This window comes from Cyanobacterium sp. Dongsha4, assembly GCF_036345015.1.
In the GTDB taxonomy this organism is placed as follows: Bacteria; Cyanobacteriota; Cyanobacteriia; order Cyanobacteriales; family Cyanobacteriaceae; genus PCC-10605.
In genome coordinates, this window is the sequence record NZ_CP084098.1 from 3,502,737 (window position 1) to 3,519,561 (window position 16,825).

Consider the following 16,825-nt stretch of genomic DNA (forward strand, 5'->3'; position numbering starts at 1 on the left):
CGTAACTTAGATTAGTTATTAATTTTATTTATTTTTTATAAATATTTGTAACTTAATATCTCTAATTTTAGAAGAAAGAAGGAAACTAGAAAAAGAGATCAACAAGTGGAGAAATTACCCTATGAAATTAGCTTACTGGATGTACGCAGGACCAGCACACATCGGTACTCTAAGAATCGCTAGTTCCTTTAAAAATGTCCATGCTATTATGCACGCCCCCCTCGGTGACGATTATTTTAACGTAATGCGATCGATGTTGGAAAGGGAAAGGGATTTTACTCCTGTTACAGCTAGTGTAGTTGATCGGAATGTATTGGCAAGGGGTTCGCAAGAAAAGGTTGTTGATAATATTGTTCGTAAAGATAAGGAAGAAAAACCAGATTTAATTGTCTTGACTCCTACCTGTACTTCAAGTATTTTACAGGAAGATTTAGAAAATTTTGTGCAACGGGCCCAGTTAAATTCTAATGGTGATGTCTTGTTGGCGGATGTTAACCATTATCGAGTTAATGAATTACAAGCAGGCGATCGCACTTTAGAGCAAATTATACAATTTTATTTGCAAAAAGCCCAGAAGAAAGGAGATGTAGTCACAGAAAAAACTCCTCACCCTTCAGTAAATATTATCGGCATTTCCACTTTAGGATTCCACAACAATCATGATTGTACGGAATTACAGAAATTAATGAAAGATTTGGGTATTGAAGTTAATTTAATTTTACCTGAGAGTGCATCGGTACATGACTTGAAAAAGATTCCTTCTGCTTGGTTTAACCTCGTGCCTTATCGGGAATTAGGGTTAATGAGCGCCCGTTATTTGGAAGAGGAATGGGGAATGCCCTATGTGGATATAACCCCCATGGGAGTGGTAGAAACTGCCCGTTGTGTGCGTAAAATTCAGCAAATTCTCAACGGTTTAGGGGCAAATGTGGATTATGAGGAATTTATTGAACATCAAACCCTCTATGTCTCTCAGGCGGCATGGTTTTCTCGCTCTATCGACTGTCAAAACTTAACGGGGAAAAAAGCTGTTGTTTTTGGGGATAATACCCACGCTGTGGCAATGACCAAAATTTTAGCTCGGGAAATGGGCATTCATGTGGTTTTAGCTGGTACTTATTGCAAGTATGATGGAGATTGGTTCACTCAACAGGTAAGCGAATATTGCGATCGAGTCTTAATTAGTGATGATAATGGAGAAATAGCCGATGCGATCGCCAAAATTGAACCGGCGGCGATTTTTGGAACACAAATGGAGCGTCACGTAGGCAAACGTTTAAATATTCCTTGCGGCGTCATTTCTGCCCCTATCCATATTCAAAACTTTCCCATTGGCTATAAACCTTTTATGGGTTATGAAGGTACAAACCAGATCGCTGATTTAGTGTATAATTCCTTTACTTTAGGTATGGAAGATCATTTACTAGAAATATTTGGTGGTCATGATACTAAAGAAGTAATCACTAAAGGAATCTCCGCCGACTCTGATTTAAACTGGGATACGGAAGCTCAAAAAGAGTTAAATAAAGTACCAGGGTTTGTACGAGGCAAAGTTAAACGTAATACAGAAAAGTTTGCCAGAGACAGAGGTTTTGAGAAAATTACCCTAGAAGTTTTATATGCGGCGAAGGAAGCGGTATCAAGTGTTGGTTAAGAATTCGTACGTAATTGGTAATGAATGGGCAAAAGGCAAACCCCCCTTTATCCCCCCTCTCGAGGAGGGAAGGCAAAGATGAATAGTTGATAATTAATAACTTCTAACTCCTGTACGGGCGAATGGCCATTCGCCCCTAACTAACCCCTAATCCCCTAATCCCTTAATTCCTAATCGATAACTAATTGCTGACGGGCATTGAAAAAATGTCGATATACTCCCTCAGTAATGATTAAAATGGTAATTAAATTAGCAAGGGCAATCATAAATAAAATCAAAATCTGATAGGATGCCGCCGATAAAGGGCTATTTCCTGCTAAAACTTGCCCAGTAAACATCCCCGGAAGACTTACCATCCCCACTACCATCATCGAATTTATAATCGGGATTAAACCCACTTTTATGGCATCTAAACGATAAGATGCGATCGCATTTCTACCCGTTGCACCTAAACACAAATGAGTTTCAATTTCTAAGCGGTTATTTTTGATCATATTGGCTAATCTTTCCCCTGCCAAAGACGCACCATTGAGGGTATTTCCCAAAATCATACCCACTAGGGGAATTAAATATTGAGGGTTATACCATCTTTCTGGTTGAATGATAAATACAATGCTATAGGCAACAACAAAAGAACTACTAAAGAATAAGCCTAACCATACTGTTTGCAGTAAACGGGGGATTTTTTTACTAATACGATTTCGGGCAACTATTGCCGCAATGGTAATCATGATTAAAATTATCGTAACTACCGCCACAGGATTATCAATGACAAAAATAAATTCCAGAATGTAACCTAAAAACATCAATTGTAGTAGAGATCGCCCCGCCGCTAATAAAAATTGACCTTCAAAGCCGAGTTTTTGCCAAATGGATAGACTAATAGCGATGAGAATAAGTCCCCAAGCCCATAGTAAATCAATAAAATCTAGCTCAATAATTTCCATGAATAGTTAATATTTAATTATCAAAAATTAATCGATTATTTTAGTTGATATATAGTCCATAATTATTATATAATAGCTTCTGTTTTGTGAAAAATATCATAAAAATTATTAGAGATAATAAAATCTTTATAATCATTAATTATTACTTATTAAATGTCTTTAGATTTTCGGAACAAAAATATCCTTTGGAGTAGCTTAATTGTTGAAACTTTTACTAAATTAGGGTTAGAATATGCCATCATTTCTCCCGGTTCAAGGTCAACCCCTCTAACAGTTGCTTTTGCTGAAAATAAATTAATTACAAGTATTCCTATTTTAGATGAAAGATCAGCTTCTTTTTTTGCTTTAGGTCTAGCTAAACAAACAAATAAACCAGTAGTTTTAATTTGCACTTCTGGTACGGCAGGGGCAAACTTTTATCCTGCAATTATTGAAGCTAAGTATAGTCATATACCCTTAATTATTCTCACGGCTGATCGACCTTTTCAACTAAGAAATTGTCATGCAGGACAAACTATTAATCAAGTTAATTTATATGGCCATTATCCTAATTGGCAAACAGAATTATCTTTACCTTCTACAGAATTAGAAGACTTATTTTATTTGAGACAAAATATTATCTATGGATGGGAAAAAGCACAGTTTCCTAGTAGGGGAGTAGTTCATTTTAATATACCATTTACTGAGCCATTAGTTCCCATTGAGCAATTGAATTTTAATCAAGAAAAACAAGATTTCATACAAAAACAATTATTTTCTAATTTTCATCTATCTATCTCTTCATTTACTTGTGTGAATCAGGACTTTATTAACTATTTAAAACATTGGCAAACTTTGACCAAAGGTATCATCATTGCAGGAGTTGACTCTCCTTCTCAACCTGAATTATACTGTGATGCGATCGCATCTTTAGCCCATATATTAGGGTTTCCTGTATTAGCAGAGGCTTTATCTCCCGTGAGAAATTATAGTTATTGTAATAGTCATTTAATAACTACTTATGACATGATTTTAAGAGATAAGGAATATAGAGAAAAACTTATTCCAGAAATCGTTATTTTAATAGGAGAATATCCCACCAGTAAAGAGTTAAGAAAATGGTTACATCAACATAAAATTACTACTTATATTATTACAGAATTTGATGATAATTTTGATGCTTTACATAGCAATTCTCAACATTTAAGACTAAGCTCTCAAAACTTGTTTAACCTTTTAAAAACTTACTCAAATAATCAACCCTATGATTTAAAATATCTGCATCAGTGGTTAGAAATAGACAATAAAACATCCCTTAAACTCAATCAAGAAATAGCGAATAACCATAGATTATTTGAGGGGAAAGTTGCTTGGTTACTATCTCAATATTTACCTGAAAAAACTGCAATCTTTATCGCCAATAGTATGTCTGTTAGATATGCTGAATTTTTCTGGCAAAAAAATAATCAAAAATATGATATTTATTTTAGCAGAGGTGCAAATGGTATTGACGGCACTTTATCCACTGCTTTAGGTGTAGCCTATAAACAAAAGATAACCATTCTTTTAACAGGAGATTTAGCCCTTTTACATGATACCAATGGTTTTTTAATTAATAATCATTTTCAAGGTTGTTTAATTATTATTTTAATTAATAACAACGGTGGTGGAATTTTTGAAATGCTACCTATTAGTAACTATGAAAATGTATTTGAAAATTACTTTGCTACTCCCCAAAATATAAATTTTCAACAACTGGCTAAAACTTATAATATTCAACATCAATTAATTCAAGATTGGCAAAATTTAGAGAAAAATTTAAGTAATTTACCTTCCCAAAATATTCATATATGGGAAATACAAACTAATCGAAAAGAGGATATAAGTTATTTAAAACAACTAAATTCAATTATAAGCTAAGACCCATTTAACTTACCCTATTTATTAAGTTTTAAAAACGACTAAAACCCTTAACTTTTCCCTCTTTTCTCTTCCTTATTCCCTGACTTCTTCAAGAAGTCTAATCAAAAATTGGCGTTGCTTAATCATGGTATGAAATGTACTGAAATTATGCCAAAAATTGTATTATCACTATCGCCTATTCCCTATTGCCCACCTAAATGGAAAATCATATCTAAAATTAGCAACGCCCAGAAATTAGTCAATATATGTTAACTATAACCCCAAATTCTGAACTCTGAACTCTGAACTCAGATATATTAGAAAAAAAGGCAAAAAGGGGGGAAACATGGCAATTACTCCGTCAGAAAAAGAAAGATTTAAAGAATTGCAAGATAAACTACGTCATTGTTGGCAAGATAGAGATATTTTAGATGAAGATGATACAGATATATTAGTAATTCCTTCTTTTAGTATTGATCAAAGAGTTGGTAGAAAAGTAGCGGGGTTTTTGCATTATGAAGAAAGGCTCTTATTCTCCCTGATTCGTTTAAGAAATCCCCATACTCGCCTCATTTACATTACAGCCCAACCTTTATCTCCCATTATTGTTGACTATTATTTACAACTTCTCCCGGGTATCCCTTTTTCCCATGCTAGAGAAAGACTATTATTATTAACAACCTATGACAGTTCTCTTAAACCTCTAACACAAAAAATACTAGAAAGACCACGTTTGGTAACAAAAATTAAAAATTCTTTACGTCCCAACAAGAGTTATATGGTTTGTTTTAACTCTACTCCTTTGGAAGAAGAATTGTCCATCAAATTAGATATTCCTTTACTAGCTTCTAGCCCAGAATTAAGCTATTGGGGTTCAAAAAGTGGCAGTAGAGAAATCTTTAGTCAATGTAATTTACTTCACCCAGAAGGAAGTCAGTTAGTGTTTACCGTTGATGATTTAATTAGAGAAACAGCACAATTATTGATTAAAAAATCCCATTTAAAAAAAGTAGTAATTAAACTTAATGAGGGTTTTTCTGGAGAGGGTAATGCCGTTTTAGATATTAGTGGTATATCTCCTCTTTTTTCTCTCGATATATCTTTAGTAAAAGCAGAAAATTTAATCGCTCAAATTATTCACGAGGCTAAGGTGCAAGGGGAAGGAGAAACATGGCAGTCATACTGCGATCGCATCCTAGAGTTAGGAGTAATTGTAGAGGAATTTATTGAAGGAGAAGAAAAATTTTCTCCTAGTGTACAGGGCTACATTACACCTAATGGAAAAGTAGAAATATTATCCACCCATGACCAAATTTTAGGGGGAGATGAGCAACAAATTTATTTAGGATGTTCTTTTCCTGCCCATAGTAGCTATCGCTTACAACTGCAAGAATTAGGAATAAAAGTAGGAGAAGAATTAGCAAAAAAAGGAGCAATGGAAAGATTTGGAGTTGATTTTTTAGCAGTTCAAGAAAATAATAAATGGCAACTATATGCTATAGAAATAAATTTAAGAAAAGGTGGTACAACTCACCCTTTTATGACCTTAAAATTCTTAACAAATGGCACTTATAATTATCAAGATGGATTGTTTTATAGTCCCGAAGAAAAAGTAAAATATTACCTAGCATCAGACAATTTACAAAAACCTAATTATCATGGTTTATTACCCAATGATTTAATGGATATTGTCACAAAACACCGACTACATTTTGACAGTAGCACTAAAACAGGTACGATTTTTCATCTTATGGGTGCATTATCAGAATTTGGCAAATTAGGATTAACAAGCATCGGCAATTCCCGTCAAGAAGCTATTAACATTTATAAAAATATTGAGACAGTTTTAGATCTTGAAACTGCCATGTAACTTTATTTATTCTCAATAAGCTAAAACCCATCTATACTCTGGAAAGGCATAAGTTGAGTTAGGAGAAGTTAGGTAACCTGAGTTTTGGTTAAGCAGATTGAGGTAAAATCCATTCTAAGGAAAGGTGGGGCTTTTTTGGTTGATGACAATATGCGATTAACCCACATAATATATTGACACAGAAATTTATTGGTGAACGATGACGAGAATGTTCTATTTGTGATATGTTTTTGAGCTGATCATTGATTGTTTCGACAATCGCTCGTTTCCGAGATAAAAGTTTGTCATGAAGTCTCATTAATTTGTTCTTCATATTGCGTCTGGGTTTAGCAAAAAACTCAATACCAAAATCTTTCAGTAGCTTTGTGGCTAATTTTTGTGAGACATAACCTCTATCACCAAAAACTTTTCCCCAAAGCTCTTTTAAAAGATCGACTACAGGTTTACGGTCATCGACATTACCTGGGGTTAAACTCATATTCACAATTTCCCCCAGTTCATTGACTACCAGATGGAGTTTAAAACCAAAAAACCAATCCACAGAGGTTTTGCCTCTTTGAGCTAAATTTTTAAATACTTTATGTTGGCGAATACGGCGATTATGACAAACTTGGATCTTAGTAGAATCAATAAAACTAATTCCGGTACAGTTACCAAAACAGTGCTTGAGGTAAACACACAAGGGAATAATCGTTGATGGAATCCATTGGACAAAACGTTGATAACTGGGAAGTTTGGGAAAAGCAGAAGTCCAATATTGTTGAACGTGATTAAGATAAAAATGTTTGAAATTACGGTAATGATTTTGGTGAAAAGCAATGAGAATAGTCATAATTTCACTTAAACAGAGACTTTTAGTACGAACACGTTGGACAGCACCATGAGAGATAAGTTTTTGTTGCCATTGAGGCTCAAATTGTTGGCAGAAATCATCGACATGACAAAATAAATAATCTAAATTAAACATAGGGCAGTAGTTAGTTGATGGTTTGTTATATTCAGCTTACTATCTGCCTGTTTTCTTATCCAAAACTGAGGTTAGGTAACGGGGTTTCTGTAGTATTAAAGAATAAATTAGCTAGTATAATTACCTTACCAAAAATATCCCTCTTTAATTCGTGTCTGATTTTTCTTATTATCATGTTCTAATAAATATTCTTTTGCAATAACCTGTTTTTCTCTCAAAAAATTGACCTCTTTTTCTCCTATTTCTGTGTCTGTTGATAGTAATATAACTTGATGAGAAGCTGTAGGAAAATAACGCTCGATAAGGTTATAACGATGAGATGAATCTAATCTTCCTAATGGGGTATCGATGGCAATGGGTAGATTTTTTTCGGAAACTCTTGCTAATCCCCATAGTAATGAAATCGCTAATATTTGCTTTTCTCCTGCTGATAGTCTATTTTTCTCGATTAAGTTTCCTTGTTCGTTATATAATGATAGTGCAAAAGTATCAGATGCGATCGCAACTTTGCTGATAAAGTTAGATTTATGGAGTAAATAACGAAAACAATTAGTAACTTCTGATTCAAGTTTATTTAATTTTCTTAGGGTTAATTTTTCTTGAAAAAGAGTGAGAGTTTGTTTGACTTTTGGTAACACATCTAAGATATGTTTAATTTGTTGATTTTTCAGCTTATCTTCTCCATAACTACCTAGTTTTTTTCTAGCTTCTATGATTTTTTGTGTGATATTATCAATGTCTTTTTTCAAGGTTTCACATTTACTTTTAAGAGAAATTAAGGTAGTTTCCTGTTTTTGACATTCTTTTTCTAGTTGTTTATATTGGGCAGGAGAATCCATTTGAGCTAAAAGTTGCTCTGTTAAAATTAATTCTTCTTCTTCTTGATTTAATTCTTTAATTATTTTTTGTGCTTCTTCTTGTTGAAGGGGTAATATTTGGTGAAATTTATGCTCAAAATTAGTTAAAGTATTGTCTTCTATGGGTAAATAAATTGTTTGAGAATTAAGTTGTTGACTGATAGTAAATTGTTCTTTATCTAAGTAATCTTTTATTTGTTGATAGATTTCATTATTAATATTTATTTTCTCTAAAAAATCTAATAGTTTATAATCTTTTTCCTGCCATAAAGTATGAGCAATGTACAAACTTTTCAATCGAGATTGTTCTTTTAATTGTATATCTAAATCATCCAACAATTTTTGTATTAAACCTAATGGTAATAGTTTAGCTGATAAACTTTTAAGATGCGATCGCAATGTTTCAATTTTATTTTCTAAAAGAGCCTTTTTCCCTTTTAATTGTTCTTTTTCAGTGGCTACTTTTATACCTATATCTCGTAAATTTTGTGAGACTTGCTGATAATTTTTCTGTAGTTTTCTTAATTGGGATTCTTCTTTTTTTAAATCTTGCAGTAAATCTCTTTTTTCCGCTTCTAATTTTGATAAATTATTTTCAAAATCTACCAATTCAGAACTACTAGAATACTTATCAATATCTTTTTGTTTACGATTGACTAAAACATCCAAATCAAGGGCTAGTTTATCAGCTAATTCTAATCCTAACAAAGATTTAATCGCATCTTTCACAGATGCAGTCGGCAATTCTTGTTCGGCTAACTCTTTAACTTGCTCCCCATCAAACAAAAATAAACTAGAAATACCCAAAGGTAAAAATTTTTCAATATAATCATCCCAATTTTCTGTTAAATTTAGCTCAGGATAATTATCCTCTAAAATACTTAAATTATCACTTCCATCACGACCATTTTTTTCCCAAAAACGAATTATTTTTAATTCTTTCCATTGGTTATTAACTATATGCTCAAACGTTAATTCTACGGTTGTTTTTTCTCCTAATTTAATATTTTTATTAATACACTGATTTAAAAAATCTCTATAACTTAAGTTTTCACGACTACTACATTCTGCTCTTCTACCATAAAGAGCCAATCTCATACTATCCATAAGAGTAGTTTTGCCGCCACCATTCATCCCTCCAAAAAGAATAATTGGAGCATCATCATTATTTTCTGGAGCTAAATTAATAATATTTCTTCCTTGATAAGGTCCAAAATTTTCTAAAATTAATTCTTTAAATATGAGCATTTAATAAGAGAGTAAATAATTGCTTTTATTAATAGATAATAAATATAATTATAGCGATTATAGTTCAATTATGATATGGAAAAAATAGATAATTCTTTTGGTTTGATCATGATTAATTATTTCTTAAAAAAGTTTGAGCTGTATTAGCGGAGAAAAACAGCATTGATAGAGCAGGGCTGTTTCATTCTAAAATTTTCTGGTTAAGGCAGGGAATACCTGAGTTCGGAGTTCGTGGTTCGGAGTTAAAAGTAATAATTATTGACAAAAAAGCTGAATAAATTGATTTTAAATGAGTTTTTCCTAAATTTAATAATTTTTTATTCCAAAATTGGCTCGATGATAACTCGAGAGCGCTTTATTTTTCGATACTTTTTTCATCGAACTCAGTTAGGGAATAGGCACTCTTGCAATAGTTTTTAATGGTTTATGGTTATAAATTGATAATCTCAACATTTTTAACTACTTCTTAATCCTCAAAGCTCTAAAACGCTATATTCTTTTACTGGCAATAGTTTTAGCGTTTTTGTATTTCCACTTTGAAACAGCCCTGCATTGATAGGGGTAAAGAGGAAAAGAAGTTTTAGAAATGCTCAAAATATGAGGTTGTTACGTTTATACTATACGAGAAATTTTGAGATAAAAACTAGATGAGTTTAGTTAGGGAAAGCATTAAAAATCTATGGGTGAGTTAATTTCCTCTTGGAGAAAATAATATCTGAAAAAATTTTTAGTTTTGATCTTGACTAATGTGGGGATTTATTGGTTATAATAATACTAACACCTAACACCTAATACCTAATACCTGTAGAGGCGTTCATCTGAACGTCTCTATTCGTTTTTGAAGGTTTTTCCCAATTAGAGTAAGATAATAAATATTCTCATTTACCATATCTAATCAGTTAGATAAGTATAAATTTGTTTTTATAAAGAAGAGATATTAAACTTAGGAAATAATAACAATGAGTAAAGTAATTGAAATTGAAGATTCCCAGTTCAAGAGTGCAGTTATAGAAGAAAATCAGCCTGTTTTGGCTTATTTTTGGGCTCAATGGTGTGGTCCTTGTCGTTTAGTTTCTCCTTCTATTAGTTGGATAGCAGAAACTTACAGCGATCGCCTCAAGGTGGTAAAATTGGAAGTAGATGCTAGTCCTGAAAGTGTATCTCAATGCAAAGTGGAGGGTGTTCCTGCGTTAAGATTATTTAAACAGGGTGAAGTGGTTAAAAGTCATGAAGGTGCTATTGGTAAAGATAAACTCAAAGAGTTTGTGGAAGCGGTAGTTTAATTCTATGGGGAATTAGGAATGAAGAATCAGGAGTTATTAGTTTTCAATAATTTTTCTCTACAAATATGCAGTTATCAGATAGACTAAAACCCCTAGAAAAAAATGTTTTTGCTGATATGGATAGGGCGAAAACAGAGGCGATAAATTTAGGAAAAAATATTATTGATTTGTCTTTAGGCTCGTCTGATTTGGGTACTTCTGAGCATATAATTAAAACCATAGAGGAATCTTTACATAATTCTGATAATCATGGTTATTTATTGCATGGTGGTACAGCTAATTTTCGGCAGATAGCCGCCAATTGGTATGAAAAAAGATTCGGAGTTGCTGTAGATTGGGAAACAGAAGTTTTGCCCTTAATTGGTTGTCAGGAAGGTACTGCCCATCTACCTTTAGCTATTATAAACCAAGGTGACTATGCTCTTTTATTAGATCCGGGTTATCCTTCCCATGCAGGGGGTATTTATATGGCGGGGGGGAATATTTATCCTATGCCTTTATTAGCTGAAAATAGTTTTTTACCTCAGTTTAATGAAATTCCTGCGGCGATACTTTCTAAAGCAAAAATGATGGTTTTGAGTTATCCCCATAACCCTACAACTGCGATCGCATCTTTAGATTTTTTTGACTCTGCATTTCATTTTTGTCAGGCAAATAATTTAGTTTTAGTCCATGATTTTCCCTATATGGATATAGTTTTCGATGAAAATAAAGCACCATCTATTTTACAAGCTGATAGAAAAAAAGAAATATCGATAGAATTTTTTACCTTTTCTAAATCTTATAATATGGGGGGTTTTAGAATAGGTTTTGCTATCGGTAATTCTCAATTAATTAAAGCATTAAAACAAATTAAATCGGTAGTTGATTTTAATCAGTATAAAGGTATATTAGAAGGGGCAATAACTGCTTTAACTTCTTCTCAAGAATGTGTTGCTGAGACGGTAAAAATTTACCGAGAAAGAAGAGATTTTTTGGTGAAAGAATTAAATAATATTGGTTGGCATACTCCTACCCCTTCGGCTACTCTTTATCTCTGGGCAAAATTACCAGAAAAATGGCGGAAAGATTCGATCGCATTTTGTGTAAACTTAGTAAAGGAAACAGGGGTGGCTTTATCTCCCGGTGCTGGTTTTGGTAGTTGTGGAGAAGGATATGTGAGATTTGCTTTAGTAAAACCTCCTGAAGTTTTAAAAGAAGCCGTTGACAAAATAGCCTCTTTTCTTGATAGCAATTCTATTTGAATCATGACACTCTGGTTAGTGGAAGTCTGGAGTTAGGAGTAAGTATTTTCAACAACCTGATAATTTCCGAGATTTTTTTATCTATCAATATTAAAAAACCATTAAGAAGATTTGGCTAAAAATATTAAACTCCTGTAACATAGCAATCTCATCTGATGATAGGAGAGATTTTAAAGATTGAAGTGATGAAATACTAATATTGCGTATTCCCAATAACTCAAAACCAATGACCTTATTATATTTATTATAATCAACAATTATACCTTTTTCTATTTCTTCAGAATCTAAAACATCATCTTCATGTAACTGTACATATATAGCATCAACTTCAGGGTCATATTCACTAATTCTAATCATGTTTGTAATTCCTATCAAAATAAACTGTAATAATTAATGGTGGATTTTTTCTGTGATTATAAACAACTTTCAAAGCCCTATTACTATATTCTTTAATACGTTTCCAGCAACAAGTTTCACAAATTGTAATGTCGAGGTTATCATAAACTTCTATATAGTCTGGATTCTTAATTACCTGTTCAATCCATTCTAACTTTATTTGTTTTCTACCATAACTTTTTAATTGCTGTTTAGCGTGATTAGAGAAAAGATATTGCAAAAGAAAATACCCCTTAAATGGGAAAGCATTAACAGTATATTAGTTTTCGATTGAGTAGGTGACGGGAATACTTTAGTATTAAAAATGTTTAATTCTTAATTGTTAAAAATGATTCCTAATCCATTAATTTTAGATACCTTAATTAAAGACTGGCTGTTAGAAGATATTGGTAGAGGCGATCGCACTACAGAAAGTATATTTGGAGATAACAAAATTGGCAAAGCCCATTGGATTATTAAAGAAACAGGGGTAATAGCAGGTTTACCTATGGCCGAAAAGGTATTTAAAATGTTAGATCCTATGTCAAAATGTGAAAGATTAGTTTTAGAGGGAGAAAAGCAGGAAAAAGGGACAAAAATCTTGACTATAGAAGGGAAAATTTCAGCATTACTAACAGGAGAAAGAGTGGCTTTAAATTTAGTCATGCGGTTAAGCGGTATTGCGACAGAAGCCCGAAAGTATGTGGAGGCAATCCAAGACTATCCCACCAAATTAGTTGATACTCGTAAAACCATCCCCGGATTAAGGATTTTGGAAAAATATGCTTCTGCAGTTGGTGGGGCAACCAATCACCGTATTGGCTTAGATGATGGAATTATGATCAAAGACAATCATATTCAAGGAGCAGGGGGAATAAAAGAAGCAGTGGATAAAGTAAGAAAAAATATGCCTTATCCTTTAAGTATTGAGGTAGAAACCAGTGATTTAACTCAAGTAGAAGATGCGATCGCATCTGGGGTTGAAATTATAATGTTAGATAACATGGCCATAGAAACCATGAAAGAAGCGGTTAAACTAATAAGAAAAAGTAACCCCTTAACTAAGATAGAAGCATCGGGTAACGTTACTTTAGATAATATTCAAGCAATTGCTGCCACGGGAGTTGACTACATTTCCACCAGCGCACCTATCACTCGCTCATCATGGTTGGATATTAGTATGAGAATGTGAGTAAAAGGCTAGGGGCAATGATTTGAGTTAGGAGTTAGGAGTTAAGATAAAAAAGAAATTTCCCCCCAATAACCTAAGCCCCTACTTCTCCAATACCCTAATCATGACTCGTGGGCATGGTAAGAACTACGCACTAAAGGCGCACTACGCACATGACTGAAGCCTAAAGAAGAAGCTATTTTCCCTAATTCTTCAAATTCATCGGGAGTCCAATACTTTTGTACGGGTAAATGGGCTAAAGATGGTCTGAGATACTGCCCCAAGGTGATGCGATCGCACTTTATTTTTCTTAAATCTTCCAAAGTAGCAATAATTTCCGCTAAGGTTTCTCCTAATCCTAACATTAACCCTGATTTAGTAGGAATATTAGGATTTATCTCTTTAACAATCTCCAATACTCGTAGAGAGCGATGGTATTTCCCTCCCTTACGCACAGGATTTTGTAATCTTGCCACCGTTTCCAGATTATGATTATAACAAGCAGGATTTGCTTTTACAATGGTTTTAACGCTCTCCCACTGCTGTTGTAAAGCATTTTTTCCCGTACCAAAATCGGGAGTTAGCACCTCTATTAAAGTATCAGGATTCATTTTTCTAATCGCTTCCATTACCCTTACAAACCAAAACGCACCCCCATCAGCCAAGTCATCCCTTGCCACGGAGGTTAAAACTACGTATTTTAATCCCAATAAATTAACGGCCTCTGCCACCTTTTGCGGCTCATTTTCATCTAATATCATGGGTGCTTTACCCTTTTCTACCTGACAAAAACCACAGTTACGAGTACATACATCCCCCATCAGCAAAAATGTTGCTGTACCCTGACTATAACACTCTCCCCGATTAGGGCAACGTCCTTCTTCGCAAATTGTATGAATTTTTCTTTGTTTGACAATTTTTTGAACCCTTGAAATCTCTGATGCTTTACCAATGGGAGCACGTAACCAAGAAGGCAAATTAATTAAATCGGAGGTAGGAGAGCTTGTTACGGTCATACTTAAAGATAAGAAAAATTAGATAAAATAATCATATTTGATCATAGTTTAATATACTTAATAAGATTAGGGTCTTTAATTTAGACAAGGAGTTTGATTGTGTCAAGTCACAAAGTATTAGTAATCGATGACAGTATGGTCATTAGAAGAACCGTCAAGGGTATGTTGCCCGATGATAAATTTGAGGTAGTTGAAGCCAAAGACGGCGCCCAAGGACTAGAATTAATTCATACTTGTAACCCTAACTTGATCATGTTAGATTTCTTTTTACCGAAAAAGAGTGGTTATGAAGTATTCCAAGAAATACAAAAAGATCCCCGTCTCAAAGCCATTCCCCTACTGTTAATGTCTGGGCGGAAAGATGAAGTAACTGATAAAATACCTGAACCCTTTGAATTCTTTTCATTTTTAGAAAAACCTTTTGATCAAAAACAGCTAATTCAGGGTATTCGGGAATCTATGGAGAAATCCAAGAAACTTGCCCATTTACAACCTGTAGCTAGTACCACTGCTCAGACTACTATGGATAGTGGTGTTGATAGTGAGCAATTACAGAAACTACAGGCTCAAGTTCAACATTTAGAGTCAGAAGTTGCACAAATGAAAAAACAAATTAATCAGTTAGTTTCTTTCATCAAGAAAAAATTACAGTAAATAATGTTGACAAACCAGTTTTTTTTCCTTAGTAAAGTTATTTTTTTATCCACTATCATTTCCTTTATAATTAAATACGGTTTAGATAATTGGATTTTAGAAATTAATGAAACTTTTTTAGCTATTTTTATTATTTCTTTTCCTGTTATAACCCTTGCAGTTATTTTATTCGTAAAACATCAGCGAGAACTTAGTAAATGGGAAAATTAGATATTCTATTGATAGTCCACACAAGACATCTTTGAATAGCTATAACAATCCTAAGTTGCTTCACTTTTATATGAAGATATAAAGTTATCATGGCTCTCCTACTCCTCGCCGTGTAAACTATTGCTTAAAGTAGGCTGATGGGCAACAGGCAACAGTATCTAATAAACTTCCTCCTAATACCCCAACATCCTAACCTTCCAATACCCTGATACCTACTTAAAATTTATTATTTTAGACAGTGAAAATAAACTAATATTAGCTTAATGAATTATGGATTTTGCCAAGTGGATCAGTTTTTGTAGTGTTATCATTCTTATCTATATCATTTGGCAAGTTAGAAAAATTTTGCTGTTGGTTTTTACGGCGGTTGTTTTAGCTATCACTCTTAACTTATTGGTAGAAAAACTATGTAAATTAGGTTTAAAAAGAGGTTATGGAGTCATTGTTGCTACCGTTACTTTTTTAGTTGCGATCGCACTTTTTTTTGTAATCATAGTACCATCTTTGGTTTTTCAGTTTCAGGAATTATTAACTCTTTTACCGCAAGGTATTGACAAAATCATATTTCAAATTGAAAATATCAAAAATAATTTATCACCTGAAATAAGTGATTCTTTTCCTGATTTAGAAGATATATTACCCCAAGTTCAGCCCATTATTAGTGATTTACTAACTAGAGGATTTAATTTTGTTTCTGGATTTTTAGGAGCTTTATTAAGTGGTGTTTTACTAATAGCATTAACCCTAATGTTTTTGGTTGAACCTACCCCTTATAAACAAGGATTTGTGCGTCTATTTCCTGCTTTTTATCGTCGGCGTATTGGTGGTATTCTTAACCGCACAGAAAAAGATTTAGAAGAATGGTTAACAGATACTTTTATCAAAATAATTGCCGTTAGTATTTTAACTTTTATTGTTCTTTTTATTCTCGGTATTCCCTTAATCGCTGTTCAAGCATTATTAGCAGGTATTTTGTCTTTTACCCCTTACATTGGACCTATTTTTAGTGTTATATTTCCAGTTGCGATCGCATTTATTTATTCTCCTTGGAAACCTTGGGCAATTTTAATAATTTATATCTTAATTTTTTGTGGTGTTGATAGAATTATTATCCCAAAATTAAGACCTCATCGAGTGAATTTAATACCAGCAAATATCATTATTGCTGAAGTTATTTTTGCCAGTTTTTTAGGATTATTAGGCTTATTTTTGGTTGTGCCATTAACTATTATCAGTCAAATATTATTAGAAGAAATTTTAATCAAAGATATTTTTGATCATTGGCAACGAAAAAATTAATAAAACCTCCGTTCGAGATAAGAATGGTCGATTTGTAGAGGTTTTAAGTGGCAGATGTTAAGGTTTTAGGGAGAAATAGGGAATTAGGGGAAATTTTTTGTTTATCTTAACTCCGAACTCCGAACCCCGAACTCCGAACTCAAATAAAG

The 16,825-nt window shown here is 33.1% G+C and carries 15 protein-coding genes; 9 read left to right on the top strand and 6 right to left on the bottom strand.

From position 1 onward, the window contains the following. Positions 1–121: 121 nt before the first annotated feature. Positions 122–1,654 (top strand): ferredoxin:protochlorophyllide reductase (ATP-dependent) subunit B, encoded by a 1,533-nt coding sequence (gene bchB, locus Dongsha4_RS15030; RefSeq protein ID WP_330203134.1) that lies wholly within the window; start codon positions 122–124, stop codon positions 1,652–1,654. Positions 1,655–1,824: 170 nt separating this feature from the next. On the opposite strand, the gene Dongsha4_RS15035 is transcribed toward bchB, so the two are convergent. Continuing rightward, entirely contained in the window at positions 1,825–2,601 is a 777-nt protein-coding gene (locus tag Dongsha4_RS15035; protein ID WP_330203135.1) for an ABC transporter permease, read from the bottom strand. A 153-nt stretch (positions 2,602–2,754) separates the two neighbouring features. Here Dongsha4_RS15035 and menD point away from each other — a divergent pair, with 153 nt between their 5' ends. Both menD and Dongsha4_RS15045 read left to right on the top strand, forming a co-directional pair. Then, entirely contained in the window at positions 2,755–4,500 is a 1,746-nt protein-coding gene (menD, locus tag Dongsha4_RS15040) for a 2-succinyl-5-enolpyruvyl-6-hydroxy-3-cyclohexene-1-carboxylic-acid synthase (RefSeq protein ID WP_330203136.1), read from the top strand. A 328-nt stretch (positions 4,501–4,828) separates the two neighbouring features. After that, positions 4,829–6,352, top strand: a complete 1,524-nt coding sequence (locus tag Dongsha4_RS15045; RefSeq protein WP_330203137.1) for a peptide ligase PGM1-related protein — start codon at positions 4,829–4,831, stop codon at positions 6,350–6,352. Positions 6,353–6,440: 88 nt separating this feature from the next. Here Dongsha4_RS15045 and Dongsha4_RS15050 read toward each other — a convergent pair whose 3' ends face one another. Next, positions 6,441–7,319: an IS982 family transposase gene (locus Dongsha4_RS15050; RefSeq protein WP_217983190.1), complete on the bottom strand. Its 879-nt coding sequence runs from the start codon at positions 7,317–7,319 to the stop codon at positions 6,441–6,443. 125 nt (positions 7,320–7,444) lie between these two features. Further along, complete coding sequence (gene dndD / locus Dongsha4_RS15055) at positions 7,445–9,424, bottom strand: DNA sulfur modification protein DndD (protein ID WP_330203138.1); 1,980 nt, start codon at positions 9,422–9,424, stop codon at positions 7,445–7,447. A gap of 959 nt (positions 9,425–10,383) precedes the next feature. Here dndD and Dongsha4_RS15060 point away from each other — a divergent pair. Continuing rightward, complete coding sequence (locus Dongsha4_RS15060) at positions 10,384–10,707, top strand: thioredoxin family protein (protein WP_015218279.1); 324 nt, start codon at positions 10,384–10,386, stop codon at positions 10,705–10,707. Between the two features lie 65 nt (positions 10,708–10,772). Continuing rightward, the gene (locus Dongsha4_RS15065; protein ID WP_330203139.1) at positions 10,773–11,951 is read left to right on the top strand and encodes an LL-diaminopimelate aminotransferase; all 1,179 of its coding nucleotides are present in this window, start codon (positions 10,773–10,775) and stop codon (positions 11,949–11,951) included. A gap of 90 nt (positions 11,952–12,041) precedes the next feature. Here the strand turns inward: Dongsha4_RS15065 and Dongsha4_RS15070 are convergent, their stop codons facing one another. Together Dongsha4_RS15070 and Dongsha4_RS15075 are read right to left on the bottom strand one after the other, a co-directional pair. After that, positions 12,042–12,308 carry a DUF2283 domain-containing protein gene (locus tag Dongsha4_RS15070; RefSeq protein ID WP_041922404.1) on the bottom strand — a complete coding sequence of 89 codons (267 nt, stop codon included), beginning with the start codon at positions 12,306–12,308 and terminating at the stop codon, positions 12,042–12,044. Further along, entirely contained in the window at positions 12,301–12,567 is a 267-nt protein-coding gene (locus Dongsha4_RS15075; protein WP_330203140.1) for a DUF4258 domain-containing protein, read from the bottom strand. The genes Dongsha4_RS15070 and Dongsha4_RS15075 overlap by 8 nt, the downstream gene beginning before the upstream one ends. A 108-nt stretch (positions 12,568–12,675) precedes the next feature. On the opposite strand from Dongsha4_RS15075, the gene nadC reads away from it, so the two are divergent. Next, complete coding sequence (gene nadC / locus Dongsha4_RS15080; RefSeq protein WP_330203141.1) at positions 12,676–13,518, top strand: carboxylating nicotinate-nucleotide diphosphorylase; 843 nt, start codon at positions 12,676–12,678, stop codon at positions 13,516–13,518. A 101-nt stretch (positions 13,519–13,619) separates the two neighbouring features. Here the strand turns inward: nadC and lipA are convergent, their stop codons facing one another. Beyond that, on the bottom strand, positions 13,620–14,513 hold the full coding sequence (gene lipA / locus Dongsha4_RS15085; RefSeq protein ID WP_330203142.1) for a lipoyl synthase: 894 nt from the start codon (positions 14,511–14,513) through the stop codon (positions 13,620–13,622). 99 nt (positions 14,514–14,612) lie between these two features. Here lipA and Dongsha4_RS15090 point away from each other — a divergent pair, with 99 nt between their 5' ends. The 3 genes from Dongsha4_RS15090 (at position 14,613) to Dongsha4_RS15100 (ending at position 16,676) form a co-directional block, all read left to right on the top strand. Further along, positions 14,613–15,167, top strand: a complete 555-nt coding sequence (locus tag Dongsha4_RS15090) for a response regulator (RefSeq protein WP_330203143.1) — start codon at positions 14,613–14,615, stop codon at positions 15,165–15,167. A 3-nt stretch (positions 15,168–15,170) separates the two neighbouring features. Then, positions 15,171–15,377 (top strand): hypothetical protein, encoded by a 207-nt coding sequence (locus tag Dongsha4_RS15095; protein WP_330203144.1) that lies wholly within the window; start codon positions 15,171–15,173, stop codon positions 15,375–15,377. 270 nt (positions 15,378–15,647) lie between these two features. After that, positions 15,648–16,676, top strand: coding sequence for an AI-2E family transporter (locus Dongsha4_RS15100; protein WP_330203145.1), 1,029 nt, complete (start codon positions 15,648–15,650; stop codon positions 16,674–16,676). The last annotated feature ends 149 nt before the right edge of the window (positions 16,677–16,825 follow it).